The sequence below is a fragment of the Streptomyces sp. NPDC104381 genome, from assembly GCF_055583745.1.
Genome location: NZ_JBVJNK010000002.1, coordinates 506,278 through 524,847, shown reverse-complemented (window position 1 = coordinate 524,847; position 18,570 = coordinate 506,278). Strand labels below are relative to the sequence as shown.

14 protein-coding genes are annotated in these 18,570 nt (G+C 72.4%); 8 read left to right on the top strand and 6 right to left on the bottom strand.

Translation table 11 applies throughout. The features are described 5' to 3' along the window. Window positions 1-43 precede the first annotated feature (43 nt). Complete coding sequence (locus ACZ607_RS07325) at window positions 44-454, top strand: ATP-binding protein (protein WP_469732672.1); 411 nt, start codon at window positions 44-46, stop codon at window positions 452-454. Between the two features lie 3 nt (window positions 455-457). Here the strand turns inward: ACZ607_RS07325 and ACZ607_RS07320 are convergent, their stop codons facing one another. Together ACZ607_RS07320 and ACZ607_RS07315 are read right to left on the bottom strand one after the other, a co-directional pair. Further along, complete coding sequence (locus tag ACZ607_RS07320) at window positions 458-1,537, bottom strand: DUF2637 domain-containing protein (protein ID WP_469732670.1); 1,080 nt, start codon at window positions 1,535-1,537, stop codon at window positions 458-460. Window positions 1,538-1,740: 203 nt separating this feature from the next. After that, on the bottom strand, window positions 1,741-2,589 hold the full coding sequence (locus ACZ607_RS07315) for a (2Fe-2S)-binding protein (RefSeq protein WP_469732668.1): 849 nt from the start codon (window positions 2,587-2,589) through the stop codon (window positions 1,741-1,743). 143 nt (window positions 2,590-2,732) lie between these two features. On the opposite strand from ACZ607_RS07315, the gene ACZ607_RS07310 reads away from it, so the two are divergent. Then, complete coding sequence (locus ACZ607_RS07310; RefSeq protein ID WP_469732666.1) at window positions 2,733-3,479, top strand: GntR family transcriptional regulator; 747 nt, start codon at window positions 2,733-2,735, stop codon at window positions 3,477-3,479. Between the two features lie 21 nt (window positions 3,480-3,500). On the opposite strand, the gene ACZ607_RS07305 is transcribed toward ACZ607_RS07310, so the two are convergent. Together ACZ607_RS07305 and ACZ607_RS07300 are read right to left on the bottom strand one after the other, a co-directional pair. Then, window positions 3,501-4,286, bottom strand: coding sequence for a hypothetical protein (locus ACZ607_RS07305; RefSeq protein WP_469732664.1), 786 nt, complete (start codon window positions 4,284-4,286; stop codon window positions 3,501-3,503). A 194-nt stretch (window positions 4,287-4,480) separates the two neighbouring features. After that, window positions 4,481-6,196, bottom strand: a complete 1,716-nt coding sequence (locus tag ACZ607_RS07300) for a PucR family transcriptional regulator (RefSeq protein ID WP_469732662.1) — start codon at window positions 6,194-6,196, stop codon at window positions 4,481-4,483. Between the two features lie 271 nt (window positions 6,197-6,467). Here ACZ607_RS07300 and ACZ607_RS07295 point away from each other — a divergent pair, with 271 nt between their 5' ends. From ACZ607_RS07295 to ACZ607_RS07270, 6 genes are all read left to right on the top strand, one after another. Next, window positions 6,468-7,358 (top strand): FAD binding domain-containing protein, encoded by an 891-nt coding sequence (locus ACZ607_RS07295; RefSeq protein WP_469732660.1) that lies wholly within the window; start codon window positions 6,468-6,470, stop codon window positions 7,356-7,358. 2 nt (window positions 7,359-7,360) lie between these two features. Then, complete coding sequence (locus ACZ607_RS07290; RefSeq protein ID WP_469732658.1) at window positions 7,361-7,957, top strand: (2Fe-2S)-binding protein; 597 nt, start codon at window positions 7,361-7,363, stop codon at window positions 7,955-7,957. 2 nt (window positions 7,958-7,959) lie between these two features. Further along, entirely contained in the window at window positions 7,960-10,377 is a 2,418-nt protein-coding gene (locus ACZ607_RS07285; RefSeq protein WP_469732656.1) for a xanthine dehydrogenase family protein molybdopterin-binding subunit, read from the top strand. A gap of 214 nt (window positions 10,378-10,591) precedes the next feature. Beyond that, a complete protein-coding gene (locus tag ACZ607_RS07280) occupies window positions 10,592-12,049 on the top strand; it encodes an NCS2 family permease (protein ID WP_469732654.1) in 1,458 nt (485 codons plus the stop codon). Between the two features lie 44 nt (window positions 12,050-12,093). Next, window positions 12,094-13,233: an XdhC family protein gene (locus tag ACZ607_RS07275; protein ID WP_469732652.1), complete on the top strand. Its 1,140-nt coding sequence runs from the start codon at window positions 12,094-12,096 to the stop codon at window positions 13,231-13,233. Window positions 13,234-13,440: 207 nt separating this feature from the next. Further along, on the top strand, window positions 13,441-17,094 hold the full coding sequence (locus tag ACZ607_RS07270; protein ID WP_469733414.1) for a S8 family serine peptidase: 3,654 nt from the start codon (window positions 13,441-13,443) through the stop codon (window positions 17,092-17,094). Window positions 17,095-17,157: 63 nt separating this feature from the next. On the opposite strand, the gene ACZ607_RS07265 is transcribed toward ACZ607_RS07270, so the two are convergent. Together ACZ607_RS07265 and ACZ607_RS07260 are read right to left on the bottom strand one after the other, a co-directional pair. Beyond that, window positions 17,158-17,991, bottom strand: coding sequence for a DUF3626 domain-containing protein (locus ACZ607_RS07265; RefSeq protein ID WP_469732650.1), 834 nt, complete (start codon window positions 17,989-17,991; stop codon window positions 17,158-17,160). A gap of 94 nt (window positions 17,992-18,085) precedes the next feature. Further along, window positions 18,086-18,511 (bottom strand): DUF3291 domain-containing protein, encoded by a 426-nt coding sequence (locus ACZ607_RS07260; RefSeq protein ID WP_469732648.1) that lies wholly within the window; start codon window positions 18,509-18,511, stop codon window positions 18,086-18,088. Window positions 18,512-18,570: the final 59 nt, after the last annotated feature.

Below are 18,570 nucleotides of genomic sequence, written 5' to 3'. Positions count from 1 at the left end.
TGAAACGGACCAAGGAGGCCGATTCGGAGTGCGTGCGGGGGACATGAAGAAACGACAGGAGAGCCCGCCCATGCGGCTGTACCGCAGACTCGGGCACGCCGACCTCTCGGCCGTGGGAGAGACGCGTGCCGCGCTCAGGGAGTTCCTGCGCTGTCGCAGGCGACCGGAGGAGACGGAGGTGGCGGAGCTGCTGCTCAGCGAGCTGGTGACCAACGCCCTCATCCACACGAGGAACGGCGCCGTGGTCACGGTCACCTCGGTACCCGCGAGACTGCGGGTCGAGGTGCGCGACTTCGTGACGGGCCAGGAGCCCGCGCCGTACGTACCGAACGCCGACGACGGTACGCACGGAAGGGGGCTGCTCCTCGTCCAGAGCCTGGCGGACTCCTGGGGAGTCATGACGCAGGCGCTGGGCAAGGTGGTCTGGTTCGAGCTGAATGCCGGGACGACCTGACGCTCAGCCGAACTGCTGCTCCAGGTCCTTCAGTTTCTGCTCCAGCGAATCGAGCCGGGGCAGGGCCTGGGTGTCGTCCTCGGCCGTGAGGTCGACGGTCGCCGGTTCACCCGCGGCCGCCGGTGCCGACGCGCCCCTGGGAGGCGTTCCGTTCACCGCCTGGAGCGAGGGCCGCGGGCGAAGAGGCAGTTGTCCCGGCTCCGTCGGGGCGGGCTCCACGGCCGCGGGGCCGCCCGGCGCCGGAACGAGGGCCTGGACGTCCACCTGACGGCCGGCCCGGCCGCCGCGCCCCCAGACCCGGTTCTGCCGGTTCAGCGCCTTGATGCGGGCCCGGTCGAGCTTGGCCTGGTCCCTTCGGCGGTGCCGGCTCTGCTCCTTCTCCTGGCGGTCCTCGCGGACGTCGTCCACCGCCTCGTCCAGGGTGCGTACGCCCTCCAGGAGCATCAGCGACCAGGCGCCGAAGGTCTCCCTCGGGGCGCGCAGCCACCGTACGATCCGGATCTGCGGCAACGGGCGGGGCACCAGGCCCTGTTCGCGCAGGGCCGCCCGGCGGGTCTGCTTCAGCGCGCGGTCGAACAGCACCGCCGCCGAGAGCGACATCCCCGCGAAGAAGTGCGGGGCGCCCGCGTGGTCCATCCCGCGCGGCGCGTGCACCCAGTTGAACCAGGCGGCGGCACCCGCGAACGTCCACACCAGCAGCCGGGAGCCCAGCGCGGCGTCGCCGTGGCTGGCCTCGCGGACCGCGAGCACCGAACAGAACATCGCGGCCCCGTCGAGCCCGAAGGGAACGAGGTACTCCCAGCCCCCGGAGAGGTTGAGATTCTGCCGGCCGAAGCCGACGAGCCCGTGGAAGGAGAGGGCGGCGGCGACGGCGGCGCAGCAGAACAGCAGGACGTAGGAGGCGGTCGCGTAGAGCGCTTCCTTGCGCCTGCGGCGTTCCTCGCTGCGCTCCCAGCTGTCGTCGGCTGTGGCCTTTTCGGCGGCGCGCTTGCCGCGCGCGACCACCGTCACCGCCGCCAGAACTCCCACGAGCAGTACGGCGCCCGGAAGCAACCAGTCGAGCGAGATGTCGGTCAGTCTCATGCGCGGTCCCTTGTGTCACGTAGGACGTTTCGGGCGCCATTCTGGCGGAAATAACGTCCCTCCCCGCCGCTTTCGGGACTAGCGGACGTCATTGGGTTCGCGCGGCCTCCCTATGGGTGGAATTCAACCGAACGCCCGGGCGGAGAAGCCGAGTTGCGTTCGAATTCCAGTCGCTCGCCCGGGTGGTGGAGGCCCTCGGGGGTTCAGGCGGCGGGGGTGAGCTTCCGGACACGCTCCGCGTCGCAGGTGCGCGGGCAGGTCACACAGGTGTCCTCGGGCCGCAGGGTGTAGAAGAGGCAGCAGCTCGCGCGGTCGCGCGTCGGGAGCGATTCGCCGTCGGGGCCGGTCAGTTCACGGAAGCCGGCCGTGCCGACGTACGGCTTGGTGGTGCCCGGCAGCAGCAGCTCCAGCTCCTTCATCGCGCGGCTCTCCTCACCGAGGAGGTGGGCGATGTACCAGAGGCCCTCGACGATCTCGTCGGTCGCCATGCCCCACAGGGCCCGCTTCCCGCGCCGCATCCGCGGCCGGAAGCCGTCCAGCACCGGTTCGAGGTGCTGGGCCACGGAGTCGAGGACCTCGGCCCGCAGCGCCTGCTCGTCGGGAACCACCCGGGCGCCGGGCAGGTCCGCCGCGGGGTCGTCCGGCAGACAGGCGAACTCGCCGACGCGCAGCGTCAGATGGCCCAGGCCGCGGTGGAACGAGACGTCGGCGACGGGGATCCGGGGCACCCGCCGGTGCGTGAACCACGGCAGGGTCACCAGCAGGCAGGCGGGCCAGGCGTACCGGTGCAGACCGAAGCTCGCCACCACGTCCGGCCGGGCCCGGGTGCCGTAGTCCCGCAGCACCTGTGCCTCGTCCCAGGCCAGGAAGTCGTCCAGTGCGGCACCGCCCGCGGCGAGCTCGGCGGCGCCGACCCATCCGCTGCCCGAGGGCGCATCGGCGCCGTCCGCGAGCACCTCGGCACGCAGCCCGGGGAAGACCTCGGCCAGGCGGGTGTACGCCGCCGTCAGCGGGGACGGGGCGGTGGCGGCGAGCAGAGCGGGCACGGTCATTCAGGGACCACCGAATCACGATCTTTTGCAGGTAAGCCTTACCTTACCCGAAGAGATCGGTGTTTGAACTGAGGCCCGCTCCGCCTATCGTGCACAAGGGGCCGGGCGCGCGCGAGTCGGCCCGCCAGTGCGAGGAGGTTCCGGTGGAGCAGGGCAGAGCGCGGGAGAGCGCGCGGCCGTACGCGTCCGCGGGGACCCCGCAGGACGTCCGTGTGCCCGAGCAGGCGCGCGGCGAGCACACCCACGGCGAGCCGTCCCCGCCCCGTACGGTCCAGCGGCACTCGGTGCGCGGGCAGATCCTGGACGCCCTGCGCGCCGCGCTGGTCGGCGGGGAGCTGGAGCCCGGGGAGGTCTACTCGGCCCCGGTGCTCGGCGCCCGCTTCGGGGTGTCCGCCACCCCGGTGCGCGAGGCGATGCAGCAGCTGGCCGTCGAGGGCGCCGTCGAGGTCGTGCCGAACCGCGGCTTCCGGGTGAGCGAGCGGGGCCCCCGCGAGCTGGCGGAGCTCGCCGAGGTGCGCGCGCTGATCGAGGTCCCCGTCATGCTGCGGCTCGCCCACGCGGTTCCGGCGGCCGGCTGGTGCGCGCTGCGCCCGCTGGCCGACGCCACGGTCGCGGCGGCGGCCGTCGGCGACCGGGCGGCGTACGCCGAGAGCGACCGCGCCTTCCACGGCGCCGTCCTCGCGCTGTCGGGCAACCAGCAGCTCGTCGCGGTCGCCGACGAGCTCCACCGCCGGTCCCAGTGGCCGCTGGTCAACAGCCCGGCAGGCCGCCGGGCCGACCTGCTCGCCGACGCCTCGGAGCACACGGCGCTGCTGGACGCGCTCATCGCCCGGGACCTGACGGTGGTGCAGTCCCTCGTACGCGAACACTTCAACGGCGCGGACGTCTGAGGTCCCGGCGCCGCCGGGTGCTCAGTTCGCCTCGACGGTCTCCGGGGCCGGGGGCTCCAGCCGGGGCGCGAGCCAGGTCGGTACGCCGCCCAGCAGCCGGAACAGCCGGCCCGCCTCGGCGCGCAGCCGGGCGGCCGCCTCGGGCTCCGGCTCGGCGTCCGCGAGCGAGATGAGCGCCGGGGCCGTGCCCACGAGATAGCCCAGCTCCTCCCTTATCCGCAGCGACTCCGCGAAGCCGTGCCGCGCCTCCGCCAGCTCGCCCTCGCCCAGGGCGAGCGAGGCGAGGTGCCGCCAGGTGAAGGAGAGCAGGAGCGCGTCGCCCCGGGCCGTGGCACCGGCGTGCGCCCTGCGGTACGCGGCGCGGGCGGACTGGGGCGAGTCGGCGATGTTCTGGGCGATCAGGCCCCGGCGGAAGTCCAGCAGCGGACGGCCCGGGGCCGCCGGGGAGAGCAGCGCTGCGGCCCTGCTGAGCGCCACGCTGGCCTCGTCGGCCCGGTCGCGCGCCCCGAGCAGCGTCGAGGCGTAGGCCAGATAGCCGCGCTCGCAGGCGGCGGCCCCGCGCTCGGAGTCGTCCTGGGCGAGCGCCTCCGCGGCGCGCAGCGCGTCCTCGGCGTCGGTCCAGCCGGTCCCCGTGTAGAGGCACCGCTCGGTCAGCAGCGAGGTCCGCTGGAGTGCGGCCGCGGGGTCGGTGGCCGCCTGCGGACCGAGCAGCGCGGCGGCGTCCGTCCAGCAGGCCCGTGAGCGCAGCCGCCATACCGCGGTCTGGAGCGGCGGATCGTCATCTGCGGTCGTTCCGGAACCAGACATGGCGGTATGCGCCACATTGCCCTCCCCGAGCGCGCCATCGAGCTGTGGAGGCCGGCCGGCGAACGCCGGGACCGGCCAGGGTCTGCGCGCATCTCAGCACGGAATGGCACGCCGGGCCAAGGGGTGGGATCGATGTCAGGTGAAAGATTTCACAATCACCTGAAGTCCGGGAGGGCGGTGAGGAGCCCGGGAAGTCAGCTCATACGCAGGGCGAGGAAGAAATCGAGCTTGTCCTCCAGGCGCGAGAGGTCACGTCCCGTCAACTGCTCGATACGTCCGACGCGATAGCGCAGCGTGTTGACGTGCAGGTGCAGCCGGGCCGCGCAGCGGGTCCAGGAACCGTCGCAGTCCAGGAAGGCCTCCAGCGTCTCGATCAGCTCCGCGCGGTGCCGCCGGTCGTAGTCGCGCAGGGGGTCCAGGAGCCGGGCCGTGAAGGCGCGCCGGACGTCGTCCGGGACGAAGGGCAGCAGCAGCACGTGCGAGGCGAGCTCGTGGTGGCCGGCCGCGCAGACCGGGCCGGGGCGGGCCGCGGCGACCCGGCGGGCGTGGCGGGCCTCCTCCAGCGCGCCGCGCAGTCCCTCCGCGGAGTGGACGGCGGCGCTGACACCCAGTGTCAGGCGGCCGTCGTCCGCGAGACCGGCGGAGAGCGGCGCGCGGACGCTGTCGAGCAGCGCGTCCGCGTGCAGCGCGGTGTCCCGCGGCTCCGCGGCGCCGGACTCCCCGGACGCCTCCGCCCCGTCGGCACCGGGCGCGGGGAGCGCGGTCAGCGGTACGAGGGCGATGGCCTCCTCGCCCGTGTACGCCACGGCGATCCGGTCGGCCGAGTCGGGGCCCGCCACGGCCGGGTCGACCAGGATCTCCTCCAGCAGGGCCTGGGCGGCCCGGCCGCCCGAGAGCTCCGGGCCGTCCGCCGACCACTCGACCCGGGCCACCACGACCTGCCAGTGCGGCGCCGTGCCCACACCGGGCAGCAGGACCGGGGCGGCCACCCGCAGCCTGGCGGCGATCTCGGCCGGGGCCGCGCCCGTCTGGACCAGTTCGAGCACCTCCTGGGCGAGCCTGCGGCGTACCGCGCGGGCCGCGTCGCGGCGGTCGCGTTCGACCGCGATCAGCTGGGTGACGCCCTGGAGCAGGTCCAGACGGGCCTCCGGCCAGTCACCCGCGTCCGCCGCCACGGCCAGCAGCCACTCCGAGAGCACGGACTCGCGCACATCGCGGGACGGGGCGGGCAGGGCCCCACGCCCGGTGTTCCGGATCGGGAACAGCGAATAGGCCGTACCCCCCACCTCCGCCCGGTGCGGCCCCGGGCGTCCCGTGCGGGTCGCCGCGAGATGGCGGCCCGCCAGCTCCGCGCCGGTGCGCCCGGGGAGGGGCTCGCCCGCCCCGGCGATCTGCCGGCCCGTGGGGGACAGGACCCAGGCGCGCAGGTCCAGGTCGGAGGTGAGCAGGTCGAGGACCACCTCGGGGCCACCGCCGGCCGGGCCCGAGGTCATCAGCCTGCGGTGGCGGTCGACGACCGCGGCGAGGTCACCGGCCCGCTCGCCGGAGACCTGGCGCACCACATGCTCGGTGATCGTTGCGAACGCCACGGTCTCGTCGACCGCGAAGAGCGGGAGCCGGTGCCGCAGGCACGCCGCGACCAGATCGTCGGGAACGGCCCCGAGCTCCGCCTCGCCCGCGGCCAGACCGGCCACGCCCGCGCCCGCCAGGATCCGTACGAAGGGCTCCGTGTCCGACGCGTCCCGGCGCCACGCCAGGCCCGTGAGGACCAGCTCGCCGCCCGAGAGATAGCGGCTGGGGTCGCGCAGGTCGGTCGTCATGACGCCCCGGACCGAACGGTCCAGCTCGTCCTCGCCGCCGAGCAGCCGGAGGCCCAGCGCCTCGGTGTCCAGCAGTGCGCGCAGCCGCATCGTCGATTGCCGCCGATCTCTTCGTGGGTGCGGGGGAGGGCGGAGGTCACCTGTGAGTTGCGGTGAGGTCACCGGTACCCGCCATTCGTTCGAATCTACAAGACACGGACGGGGACCAGCCAATTCCTTCATGGTTTCGGTGACTGCACCGGGTGGAGCATGGCTTGTGTACTGGGTCACACACTGCGTGAACACCACATGAACGACCCGTCCAGGGCCGGCCGTCCCCAGCCCAGCCGAACGACCCGATCGAGAAGAAGAGAGCCACTCAATGGACTTCCTTCGCCCCGCCAGCTGGGAGGAAGCGCTCGCCGCCAAGGCCGAGCACCCGACGGCTGTGCCCATCGCGGGAGGCACCGACGTGATGGTCGAGATCAACTTCGACCACCGCCGGCCCGAGTACCTCATGGACCTCAACCGCATCGGTGAGCTGTCCGAGTGGCAGGTGGGATCCGACGCCGTGCGCCTCGGCGCCTCCGTGCCGTACAGCGCCGTCATGGAGCACCTGCGGGCCGAGCTGCCCGGTCTCGCCCTCGCCTCGCACACCGTCGCCTCGCCGCAGATCCGCAACCGCGGCGGTGTCGGGGGCAACCTGGGCACCGCCTCGCCCGCCGGGGACGCCCACCCGGCGCTGCTCGCCGCGGGAGCCGAGGTCGAGGCCGCGTCCGTACGGGGGACGCGGATGATCCCGATCGACGACTTCTACACCGGCGTCAAGCGCAACGCCCTCGCCCCGGACGAGCTGATCCGGGCCGTGCACATCAGGAAGGCGGACGGCCCGCAGCAGTACTCCAAGGTGGGCACCCGCAACGCGATGGTCATCGCCGTCTGCGCCTTCGGCCTCGCCCTCCACCCGGAGACCCGCACCGTGCGCACCGGCATCGGCTCCGCCGCCCCGACCCCGGTCCGGGCCAGGGACGCCGAGGAGTTCCTGAACGCCGCACTGGAGGAGGGCGGGTTCTGGGAGAGCGGAAAGATCATCACGCCGTCCGTGGCCAAGCAGTTCGCCCAGCTCGCCGCAGGGGCCTGCAACCCCATCGACGACGTACGGGGCACCGCCGCCTATCGCAGGCACGCCGTCGGCATCATGGCCCGCCGCACGCTGGGCTGGACCTGGGAGCAGTACCGCGGAGCGGGACGCACCCTCGAAGGAGCTGCATAACCATGCGAGTGAATTTCACGGTCAACGGCCGGAAGCAGGAAGCCGACGACGTCTGGGAGGGCGAGTCCCTGCTGTACGTCCTGCGCGAGCGCATGGGCCTGCCCGGCTCCAAGAACGCCTGCGAACAGGGCGAGTGCGGCTCCTGCACGGTCCGCCTCGACGGTGTGCCGGTCTGTTCCTGCCTGGTCGCCGCGGGCCAGGCGGAGGGGCGCGAGGTCGTCACCGTCGAGGGCCTGGCGGACTACGCCCGGCACCGCGACGACGCCCACCCCGGCAACGGCTGCGCCGCCGGCACCTGCGGCACCTCGCTCGACGCCGCCCAGCGGTGGCAGGCCAGGCCCACCGACGGGCAGAGCGCCGAATCCGGCGAACTCTCCCCGGTCCAGCAGGCGTTCATCGACGCGGGCGCCGTGCAGTGCGGTTTCTGCACCCCCGGCCTGCTGGTCGCCGCCGACGAGCTGCTGGAGACACAGCCCTCCCCGTCCGACCAGGACATCCGCGAGGCGCTCTCCGGCAACCTCTGCCGCTGCACCGGTTACGAGAAGATCCTCGACGCGGTCCGCCTCGCGGCCGCCCGTCAGGAAGAGGCGGTCCGATAGCCATGGCGCTGCACCCACGAGCCGCGTCCGTACCGGCCGGCACCCCCACCAAGATCACCCAGGGGTCGCAGACCCGGGGCGGCATCGGCGAGTCCACCCTGCGCCCCGACGGCACCCTCAAGGTCACCGGCGAGTTCGCGTACTCCTCGGACATGTGGCACGAGGACATGCTGTGGGGACACACGCTCCGCTCCACCGTCGCGCACGCCGAGATCCGCTCCATCGACATCGGCGAGGCCGTCGCCACCCCCGGGGTGTACGCCGTCCTGACCTACGACGACCTGCCCGCCGAGATGAAGAACTACGGGCTGGAGATCCAGGACACCCCCGTCCTCGCGCACGGCAAGGTCCGCCACCACGGCGAACCCGTGGCGCTCGTCGCCGCCGACCACCCCGAGACCGCGCGCCGCGCCGCCGCCAAGATCCGCATCGACTACGCCGAACTCCCGCTCGTCACCGACGAGGAGTCCGCGACCGCCCCCGGCGCCGTCCTGGTCCACGAGGGCCGCACCGACCACCACATCGGCCATGTCCCGCACCCCAACATCGTCCACCGGCAGCCCATCGTCCGCGGCGACGCGGCCGCGGCCGCCGAACGGGCCGACGTGATCGTCACCGGCGACTACGTCTTCGGGATGCAGGACCAGGCCTTCCTCGGCCCCGAGTCCGGACTCGCCGTGCCGTCCGAGGACGGCGGCGTCGAACTGTACGTCGCCACCCAGTGGCTGCACTCCGACCTCCGCCAGATCGCCCCCGTCCTCGGCCTCCCCGAGGACAAGGTCCGCATGACGCTCTCCGGCGTCGGCGGCGCCTTCGGCGGGCGCGAGGACCTGTCGATGCAGATCCACGCCTGCCTGCTCGCGCTGCGCACCGGCAAGCCCGTCAAGATGGTCTACAACCGCTTCGAGTCCTTCTTCGGGCACGTCCACCGGCACCCCGCGAAGCTCCACTACGAGCACGGGGCCACCAGGGACGGCAAGCTCACCCACATGAAGTGCCGGATCGTGCTGGACGGCGGGGCCTACGCCTCCGCGTCCCCGGCCGTCGTCGGCAACGCCTCCTCGCTCGCGGTCGGCCCGTACGTCGTCGAGGACGTCGACATCGAGGCGATCGCGCTCTACTCCAACAACCCTCCCTGCGGCGCCATGCGCGGCTTCGGCGCGGTCCAGGCCTGCTTCGCCTACGAGGCGCAGATGGACAAGCTGGCCGCCGCCCTGGACATGGACCCGGTCGAGCTGCGGCAGCTGAACGCCATGGAACAGGGCACCCTGCTCCCCACCGGCCAGCCCGTCGACTCACCCGCGCCCGTCGCCGAACTGCTGCGCCGCGTCAAGGCCCGGCCCCTGCCGCCCGAGCAGCAGTGGCTCTCCGCCGACGCCGGGGGCAGCTCCGTCGACGTACGCGCGCTGCCCGGCGGGCTGTCCAACACCACCCACGGCGAAGGCGTGGTGCGCGGCGTCGGCTACGCCGTGGGGCTGAAGAACGTCGGCTTCTCCGAAGGGTTCGACGACTACTCCACCGCCCGGGTGCGGATGGAGGTCATCAACGGCGAACCGGTGGCCACCGTGCACACCGCGATGGCCGAGGTCGGCCAGGGCGGCGTGACCGTCCACGCCCAGATCGCCCGCACCGAACTGGGCGTCAACCAGGTGACCATCCACCCGGCGGACACCCAGGTCGGCTCCGCCGGCTCCACCTCGGCCTCCCGGCAGACGTACGTCACCGGGGGAGCCGTGAAGAACTCCTGCGAGGCCGTCCGGGAACAGGTCCTGGAGATCGGCCGCCGTAAGTTCGGCACGTACCACCCCGCGTGGGCGACCGCCGAACTCCTCCTGGAGGGCGGCAAGGTCGTCACCGACGGCGGTGAGGTGCTCGCCCCGCTGGCCGATGTGCTGGAGGGCGAGGCGGTCGACGTCGAGCTGGAGTGGCGCCACCGGCCCACCGAGGCCTTCGACCTGCGCACCGGCCAGGGCAACGGCCACGTCCAGTACTCCTTCGCCGCGCACCGCGCGGTCGTCGAGGTCGACACCGAGCTCGGCCTGGTCAAGGTCATCGAGCTCGCGTGCGCCCAGGACGTCGGCAAGGCCCTGAACCCGCTGTCGGTCGAGGGCCAGATCCAGGGCGGCACCACCCAGGGGCTGGGTGTCGCCGTCATGGAGGAGATCATCGTCGACCCGAAGACGGCGAAGGTGCGCAACCCGTCCTTCACCGACTACCTGATCCCCACCATCCTCGACACGCCGACCATCCCGGTCGACGTGCTCGAACTCGCCGACGACCACGCCCCGTACGGGCTGCGCGGCATCGGCGAGGCCCCCACCCTGTCGTCCACCCCGGCCGTCCTCGCGGCGATCCGGAACGCGACGGGCCTGGAGCTCAACAGGACACCGGTGCGCCCCGAGCACATCACCGGTACCTGACGGGCCGTCAATACCCTCCGGGCGGTGCGTACCTGCCGTGAACGTCACACTTCCCCGCGCCGCGCACCGTCCGGAGTCCACGCACCACCGCTGTACCTGCACGAAGAGTTCGTCTCGGGCCGTCCCCCGGGTCGTGCGCCTCGCAGTCATCCCAAATCCCGCAGTCTCCAGAGCTCCACGCGGGTGCCCCTGTGAACCTTGGGAGTCAGGCAACATGACCCAGCAGTCCGTGGAACCCAGGACGAGCGCGGAGGACGCGGGCCCCGGCTCGCGCGTCCCCGCCGGACGGTCCTGGCTCGACCGGTACTTCCACATATCCGAACGCGGATCGACCGTCGCACGCGAAGTGCGCGGCGGCGTCACGACCTTCATGGCCATGGCGTACATCCTCCTGCTCAACCCGCTCATCCTCGGCGGCAAGGACGTCGACGGCCAGCTCCTCGGTCAGTCGGGCCTGATCACCGCGACCGCTCTCGCGGCTGCGGCCACGACCCTGCTGATGGGCTTCGTCGGCAAGGTGCCCCTCGCGCTCGCCGCGGGACTGAGCGTCTCCGGAGTGCTCGCCTCGCAGGTCGCACCGGCCATGACCTGGCCGCAGGCCATGGGCATGTGCGTGATCTACGGTGTGATCATCTGTCTCCTGGTCGTCACCGGGCTACGCGAGATGATCATGAATGCGATCCCGCTCGCCCTGAAGCACGGCATCACCATCGGGATCGGCCTCTTCATCGCCCTCATCGGCCTCGTCAAGGCCGGGTTCGTCCACCAGGGCGTGGCGACCCCGCTGTCGCTCGGCCCGACCGGTGCGCTCACCGGGTGGCCGGTGCTCATCTTCGCCGTGACCCTGCTGCTGATCTTCATGCTGCAGGCACGGAACATCCCCGGTGCGATCCTCATCGGCATCGTCGTCGGAACCGTCATCGCGATCGTCGTCAACGCCGTCGGTGACATCGACCCCAAGGCATGGAGCAGCGGCCCGCCCGAGCTGAGCGGAAGTGCCGTCTCCTCACCGGACTTCTCCCTCTTCGGCGACGTCGAGTTCGGCGGCTGGGGCGATGTCGGGGTGCTGACGGTCGGCATGATCGTCTTCACGCTGGTCCTGGCGGGCTTCTTCGACGCCATGGCCACCATCATCGGCGTCGGCACCGAGGCGAATCTCGCCGACGACAAGGGCCGGATGCCGGGTCTGTCGAAGGCGCTGTTCATCGACGGCGCCGGCGGTGCCATCGGCGGTGTCGCCGGCGGCTCGGGACAGACCGTCTTCGTCGAGTCGGCGACCGGCGTCGGGGAAGGGGCCCGCACCGGGCTCGCCTCCGTCGTCACCGGGCTGTTCTTCGCGGCGTGCCTCTTCTTCACCCCACTCACCGCGATCGTGCCGGCCGAGGTGGCCGCCGCCGCCCTGGTCGTCATCGGGGCCATGATGATGCAGAACGCCCGCCACGTGGACTGGGCGGACCGCTCCGTCGCGGTACCGGTCTTCCTCACCGTCGTCCTGATGCCCTTCACGTACACCATCACCACCGGTGTCGCGGCGGGTGTCATCTCGTACGTCGCCATCAAGACCGCCCAGGGCAGGGCGCGCGAGGTCGGTGCCTTCATGTGGGTCCTGACGCTGGTCTTCCTCGTCTACTTCGCCCTGCACCCCATCGAGAGCTGGCTGGGCGTCAGCTGACGCCGCACCGCCCCTCCGCACCCTCAGTCAGAAGGAGACACGCCATGCTGGACATCGCCGAGGAGCTCCACCGGTGGGTCGGGCAGGGACGCGTGTTCGCCGTGGCCACCGTGGTGGCCGTCGGCGGCAGCGCGCCCCGGCAGCCGGGCGCCGCCCTCGCCGTGGACAGCGAGGGAACGGCCGTCGGCTCGGTCTCCGGCGGATGTGTGGAGGGCGCGGTGTACGAACTGTGCCGGCAGGCGATCGAGGACGGCACCCCCGTGCGCGAGCGCTTCGGCTACAGCGACGACGACGCCTTCGCGGTCGGCCTGACCTGCGGCGGTGTCATCGACATCCTGGTGACACCGGTGCGCGCGGACGATCCCGCGCGCCCGGTGTTCGCCGCCGCGTTCGCCGCCGCGGCCGGGGGCCGGGCCGCGGCGGTCGCCCGCGTCACCGAGGGGCCGGACACCCTGCTCGGCCGCCCGCTGCTGGTCCACCCCGACGGGGCGTACGAGGGCGGGCTCGGCGGACACCCCGAGCTCGACCGTACGGCCGTCGCCGAGGCGCGCGCGATGCTCGACGCGGGCCGCACCGGGGAGATCGTCATCGGCGCCGAGGGCTCCCGCTGCGGCAGCCCCGTCACCCTGCTCGTCGAGTCGAGCGTCCCGCCGCCCCGGATGATCGTCTTCGGCGCCATCGACTTCGCCGCCGCCCTGGTACGGGCCGGGCGCTTCCTGGGCTACCGCGTCACGGTCTGCGACGCCCGTCCCGTCTTCGCCACGGCGGCCCGCTTCCCGGACGCCGACGAGATCGTCGTCGACTGGCCGCACCGCTATCTCGCCGCCACCGAGGTGGACGCGCGCACCGTGCTCTGCGTCCTCACGCACGACGCCAAGTTCGATGTGCCGCTGCTGGAACTGGCGTTGCGGCTGCCCGTCGCCTACGTCGGCGCGATGGGCTCGCGCCGCACCCATCTGGAGCGCAACGAACGGCTGCGCGAGGTCGGTGTCACCGACCGCCAGCTCGCCGCCCTGCACTCGCCGATCGGGCTGGACCTCGGCGCCCGTACACCCGAGGAGACGGCGCTGTCGATCGCGGCGGAGATCGTCGCCGAGCGGCGCGGCGGCAGCGGGCTGCCGCTGAAGGGCGCCCACACCCCGATCCACCACGAGAGCGGCACACAACTGGCCTCGGTGGCCTGATCCGTACGACCTGCGGCCGATCACACCGGGCGGGTTGCCGCCACGGCGGCTTCACGCCAGGGGCGAAGCAGTCCGCGGCCCCGGATTTACCGGTAGATCAGCTGCATGACATTTTCCCTCTCCTCCGTTTCCGGCCGGGCGAGACCCGCTCGCACGGGACACAGGGCACTGCTCATAGCGACCTCGGTCGCGCTCGTGAGCGGCGTCATGCTCCCCGCGGCGGGTTCCGCGACCGCGGCTCCGAAGCCGTCGGTCACCGAGGACCGCCGAGGCCCCGAGGCACCCCGCGACCACGACATCACGCTGATCACCGGCGACGTCGTCCACTACACGGACGGCGCCGGCAACCAGGACACCGTCACCGTCGACCGCCCCGAGGGCGCGGAGGGCGGCGTGCACGTGCAGCAGGCCGGGGACGACATCTTCGTCATCCCCGACGAGGCGAGCGCCCTCATCGCCGCGGGGAAGCTCGACCGCCGGCTGTTCGACATCTCGACGCTGGTCGCGATGGGGTACGACGACGCCCGTTCCGGCGGCATCCCGCTGATCGCCACCTACCCGGCGGGCACGGCGCGTTCGCTGCCCGCCGCCCCGCGCGGCAGCGAGCGGGTCCGCCTGCTGGAGTCGGTGAACGGCGCGGCGCTGAAGACCGACAAGGACGACGCCCGCGCGTTCTGGAGCGACATCTCCCGTACGGGCACGAGCCGTTCGCTGGACAAGGGCATCGCCAGGCTGTGGCTCGACGGAAAGGTGGAGGCGGCCCTCAAGGACTCCGTGCCGCAGGTCAACGCCCCGCAGGCCTGGGCCGAGGGCTACGACGGCAAGGGCACCACGGTCGCCGTCCTGGACACCGGCATCGACGCGACGCACCCGGACGTCAAGGACCGGATCACGCAGTCGAAGAGCTTCGTCCCCGGTGAGGAGGTCGTCGACAGGAACGGCCACGGCACCCACGTCGCCTCGACGATCGCGGGCTCGGGCGCGGCGTCGGACGGCGTCAACAAGGGGGTCGCCCCCGCCGCCGACCTGATCGTCGGCAAGGTCCTCAGCGACGAGGGCTCGGGCGCCGACTCCGGCATCATCGAGGCCATGGAGTGGGCGAAGGCCGAGGGCGCCGACGTCGTCTCCATGAGCCTCGGCTCCAGCGTCCCGGACGACGGCACCGACCCGATGTCCCAGGCCGTCGACGCGCTCTCCGCCGACGGCGGCCCGCTCTTCGTGATCGCCGCCGGCAACGCCTACGGCGCGGGCACCATCGGCTCACCCGGCTCGGCGGCCAAGGCGCTCACCGTCGCCGCCGTCGACAAGAGCGACCACCGCGCCGACTTCTCCTCGATGGGCCCGCTCGTGCGGTCCTACGGTCTGAAGCCCGACCTGTCCGCCCCGGGCGTCGACATCAACGCCGCCGCCTCCCAGTCGGTGCCCGGCATCGAGGGCATGTACCAGTCGATGTCGGGTACGTCCATGGCCACCCCGCACGTCGCGGGCGCCGCCGCCATCCTGAAGCAGCGTCACCCCGACTGGTCCGGCGAGCGGATCAAGGACGCGCTGATGAGCTCCTCCAAGGCGCTGCCCGACCACTCGCCGTACGAGCAGGGCACCGGCCGTCTCGACGTGAAGGCGGCCGTCGACACGACGATCGAGGCCACCGGCTCCGTCGAGGTCGCCTCGTACGACTGGCCGCACTCCGCGTCCGACCCGGTCGCCGAGCGCACGATCACCTACCGCAACACCGGGGCCCGGGACGTCACCCTGATCCTGGCCACCGACACGGACTCGGAGGCGTACACGCTCTCCGCGTCCACAGTGACCGTGCCGGCCGGCTCCGAGGCCGAGGTGGTGCTGTCGCTGGACCCGTCCAAGGTCCCGAACGCCACCCGGTTCTCCGGGCAGGTCGTCGCCGTCGACGAGACCGGCGCGACCGTCGCGCACACCGGCTTCGCCCTGAACAAGGAGCAGGAGCTCTACGACCTGACGCTCCGGCTGCGTGACCGGTCGGGCGAGCCGATGGACGGCGTCGTCGTCATCGCCGAGCTCGGCGACCCGGACCTGGGTGTCGTGGCCGTCCCGGGCGACACCACCCTGCGGCTGCCCCCGGGCAACTACACCGCCTGGACGTCGGCCGACATCGACGGCGACCGCGCGGACTCCAAGGCCGTCGCCTTCCTCGCGGCCCCCGAGACCATCCTGGACAAGGCCACCACGGTCACCCTGGACGCGTCGAAGGCCCGCAAGGTCAGCGTGCGCACGCCCAAGGAGACCGAGACCCGGCAGCTGCGCTACGACATGGCACGCACCGCCCCGGACGGCACGGTCCAGCGCGACGCGTTCCAGATCCCGCTGACCTACGACCAGCTGTGGGCGAGCCCCACGAAGAAGGTCACCCAGGGCAGCTTCAGCTTCCTCACCCGCTGGCGCCAGGGCGAGGAGCTGATCGATCTGACGGCCGACGGCCACGACGTCCCGGTCACCGTGCAGAGCGGCTCCGCCCTCGCGGAGGACAGCGAGCAGAAGCTCACCGCGGTCTACGCCGGCGACGGTGGAACGGCCGGCTACAAGGGCCGCAGCGTCAAGGGCAAGGCCGTCGTCGTCACCCGCAGCGACGCGGTCCCGCCCGCCGACCGGCTGGCCAACGCGCTCGCGGCGGGCGCGAAGGCGCTCTTCGTCGTCAACGACGGCCGCGGGCGGGCGATGGAGAGTTACGCGCCGTACGGCGAGCAGACCACCATCCCCGTCGCATCCGTGCAGAAGCTCGCGGGACAGACCCTGATCAAGGCGGCGCAGCGCGGCAAGAAGCTCTCCGTCGACCAGAAGAAGTACGCCTCGTACGTCTACGACCTGGTGGACCGTCACGACGGCACGGTCCCGGACCGCTCGCTGGCCTTCGCTCCGGCGGCCCGTCAGCTCGCGAAGGTCGAGAACACCTTCTACGGCCACAAGGCGACACTCGGCGGCGGCTACCGCTACGACATCCCGGACTACGGGCCGGGCCTCGGCTTCGAGGAGTACGAGAAGTTCCCCGGCACCCGCACCGAGTGGGTCAACCCGCTGCCCGGCGACTCCTTCTGGTACGAGAACCACTCCGTGCTGAACGCCGACGCCACCGACACCGCCGCCGAGATGCGTAGCGGGGAGCTGGACTACACGGCGGGCCGCACCTACCGCGCCGAGTGGTTCGCGCCGGTCACCCGCCCGCGCCTCGGGACGGGCTACTGGGGGCCGTTCCGCACCGTCTACAACGACCTGCAGTTCAACATCACCCCGTGGACGGACTCCGGGGCCGGACACTCCGGTTCGATGCCCGCGGACGAGTACGACACGACCTCGTACGCCTTCTACCAGGGCGACACCCTGCTCAGGAAGGGCGCCGGACGCGCCGGATACGCGGGGGACCTGTCCGCCGACAGGCTGCCGTACCGGCTGGTCATCGACTCCGTCCGGGACGCGGACACGTGGAAGACCTCCACGCGGACGCACTCCGAGTGGGGCTTCGTCTCGGGTGCTCTGCCCGAGGGGACGCAGCAGGCCGACATCCCGATGCTTCAGCTGGACTTCGACGTCGACATCGACCTCGCGGGTGACGTCAAGGCCGGCCGCTGGACCGAGATCGGCCTGTCCTCCGGTACGCAGGAGTGGCTGGACGGCGCGGTGAAGGCCAGGAAGGCTTCGTTGTCGGTCAGTTACGACGACGGGAAGACCTGGAGCGCCGTGGAGCTGCGCAAGGGGGCGGAAGGCTCCTGGACCGCCCGGTTCAGGACGCCCGGCAAGGGAGCCACGTCCGTCTCGCTCAAGGCGCACGCGGAGGGCCCCGGCGGCCTCGCCGTCGACCAGGAGATCATCAGGGCCTTCGGCCTGAAGTGACCCGCTGAACGGTCCGTACGAGGTGGTCCCGCACCCCGCGTGGGGTGCGGGACCACCGTCGTCTCACCGCCCGAAGCGCGCCAGGCAGTGCCAGACCCGCTTGAGGTCCTGCGGATCGTGCCGGCCGGTCAGGGCCGCCTCCCCGATGATCCGCGCGTCGAGGAATCCGCCGACCGCCAGGGCGGTGCCCAGCTCGACGTACTCCGGGCCCCGGTACTCGGGATGGCGCCCCAACTCCTCGGTGGACAGCCGGAATCCGCCGTGCCACTCCACCGGGCAGGGCAGCGCGCCGGCCGCCTTCTCCACCTCCGTGCCCTGGAAACACGGGTCGAGGACGAGAGCCTCGACATGACGGTCGAGCCGGACGGGGCCGTGCACCTGTGCCTCGATGTAGTCGTCCAGGGCGTCCCGCGCGTCGGCCTCGGCGAGCGCCACGAGCCGGTGCCCGGCCGCCGCCACACCGAAGTCCGTCGGCTCCAGGAAGCTGTCCGGATAGCAGAACGTGGCGTGGGGCAGGGCCTCGGCGCTCAGCCTGAAGTGCGCGGAGCCGAAGCGAGGGGCCGCCCCGTAGGGGGAGCGGCGGAAGTCCAGCGCACCGTAGACGGGCCGCTCATGGGCGCTCGCCCCGTCGTAGGCGCCGCCGAAGATCCGGCTCTCCCAGCGCCACCGGTCGCCGCCCGGGTGCGCGGTGAGGCCGCCGTTGCTGGTGCCCGTGACGAACTGGGAGACGTACACACCGTCCCGCGCCATCCGTTCCAGGACCGTGAGGCCACCGCCGACCCGGTCGGGGTGGAAGTTCAGCGTCACGCGCAGGGACGGGTCGAGGGGCGGCCCGGTCGACAGCGAGGCGACATGACCGAGGGCCCGCGCCCGGGCGGAGGAGGGGTCGGCGCTCATCGGCCCATTCTGCCCGAGCGCCGACCGTGCCGGCAGGGACTTTCCCGGCGGCGGGCCGCCCACCCCGCACCTGCGCCGGGCGGCTCGGGCGGTGTCAGGACGTCGCGCTTCCCTGACCGGCGGCGTCCGTCGCGCGCTGCTCCTCGATACGCCGCTTCGCCTCGTCCCAGGTGATCGGCAGCTCCCCGACCGGCGCCTCCCAGAAGGTGAACGTCGAGGTGCGCATCGTGGGCTTGAGGGCGGTCATGATGCCCCGGTGCGGCTCCGTCCCGGCGAAGGCGTAGATCGCCTCGCGGCTCTCCCAGGCCGAGAGCGTGAAGAACACCCGCTTCCCCGGCTGGGCGACGAGCGAGGCGCCGAAGGCCCCCGGCGCGGACCTCACCTGCTTCCACGCGGCCATCGACTTCAGGAAGAAGCGGGGGACGTCGCGCAGCGAACGGACCTCGAAGCGCGAGGCCATGACCACGGTCGTGCCTTCGGACGGGGGCGGCTGAGGGGTGACCCACGGCAGAGTCGGCATCGCGCTACTCACCTTCGATATGGATAGTGGTGCTGTCTGCTCTCCATATTAGAGAGTGT

What these genes read in the sequence shown, in the direction of transcription:
- ACZ607_RS07325 (WP_469732672.1), top strand. Translation starts at nt 44, where the DNA reads ATGAAGAAACGACAGGAGAGCCCGCCCATGCGGCTGTACCGCAGACTC.
- ACZ607_RS07320 (WP_469732670.1), bottom strand. Translation starts at nt 1,537, where the DNA reads ATGAGACTGACCGACATCTCGCTCGACTGGTTGCTTCCGGGCGCCGTA.
- ACZ607_RS07315 (WP_469732668.1), bottom strand. Translation starts at nt 2,589, where the DNA reads ATGACCGTGCCCGCTCTGCTCGCCGCCACCGCCCCGTCCCCGCTGACG.
- ACZ607_RS07305 (WP_469732664.1), bottom strand. Translation starts at nt 4,286, where the DNA reads ATGTCTGGTTCCGGAACGACCGCAGATGACGATCCGCCGCTCCAGACC.
- ACZ607_RS07300 (WP_469732662.1), bottom strand. Translation starts at nt 6,196, where the DNA reads ATGCGGCTGCGCGCACTGCTGGACACCGAGGCGCTGGGCCTCCGGCTG.
- ACZ607_RS07295 (WP_469732660.1), top strand. Translation starts at nt 6,468, where the DNA reads ATGGACTTCCTTCGCCCCGCCAGCTGGGAGGAAGCGCTCGCCGCCAAG.
- ACZ607_RS07290 (WP_469732658.1), top strand. Translation starts at nt 7,361, where the DNA reads ATGCGAGTGAATTTCACGGTCAACGGCCGGAAGCAGGAAGCCGACGAC.
- ACZ607_RS07285 (WP_469732656.1), top strand. Translation starts at nt 7,960, where the DNA reads ATGGCGCTGCACCCACGAGCCGCGTCCGTACCGGCCGGCACCCCCACC.
- ACZ607_RS07280 (WP_469732654.1), top strand. Translation starts at nt 10,592, where the DNA reads ATGACCCAGCAGTCCGTGGAACCCAGGACGAGCGCGGAGGACGCGGGC.
- ACZ607_RS07275 (WP_469732652.1), top strand. Translation starts at nt 12,094, where the DNA reads ATGCTGGACATCGCCGAGGAGCTCCACCGGTGGGTCGGGCAGGGACGC.
- ACZ607_RS07270 (WP_469733414.1), top strand. Translation starts at nt 13,441, where the DNA reads ATGCTCCCCGCGGCGGGTTCCGCGACCGCGGCTCCGAAGCCGTCGGTC.
- ACZ607_RS07265 (WP_469732650.1), bottom strand. Translation starts at nt 17,991, where the DNA reads ATGAGCGCCGACCCCTCCTCCGCCCGGGCGCGGGCCCTCGGTCATGTC.
- ACZ607_RS07260 (WP_469732648.1), bottom strand. Translation starts at nt 18,511, where the DNA reads ATGCCGACTCTGCCGTGGGTCACCCCTCAGCCGCCCCCGTCCGAAGGC.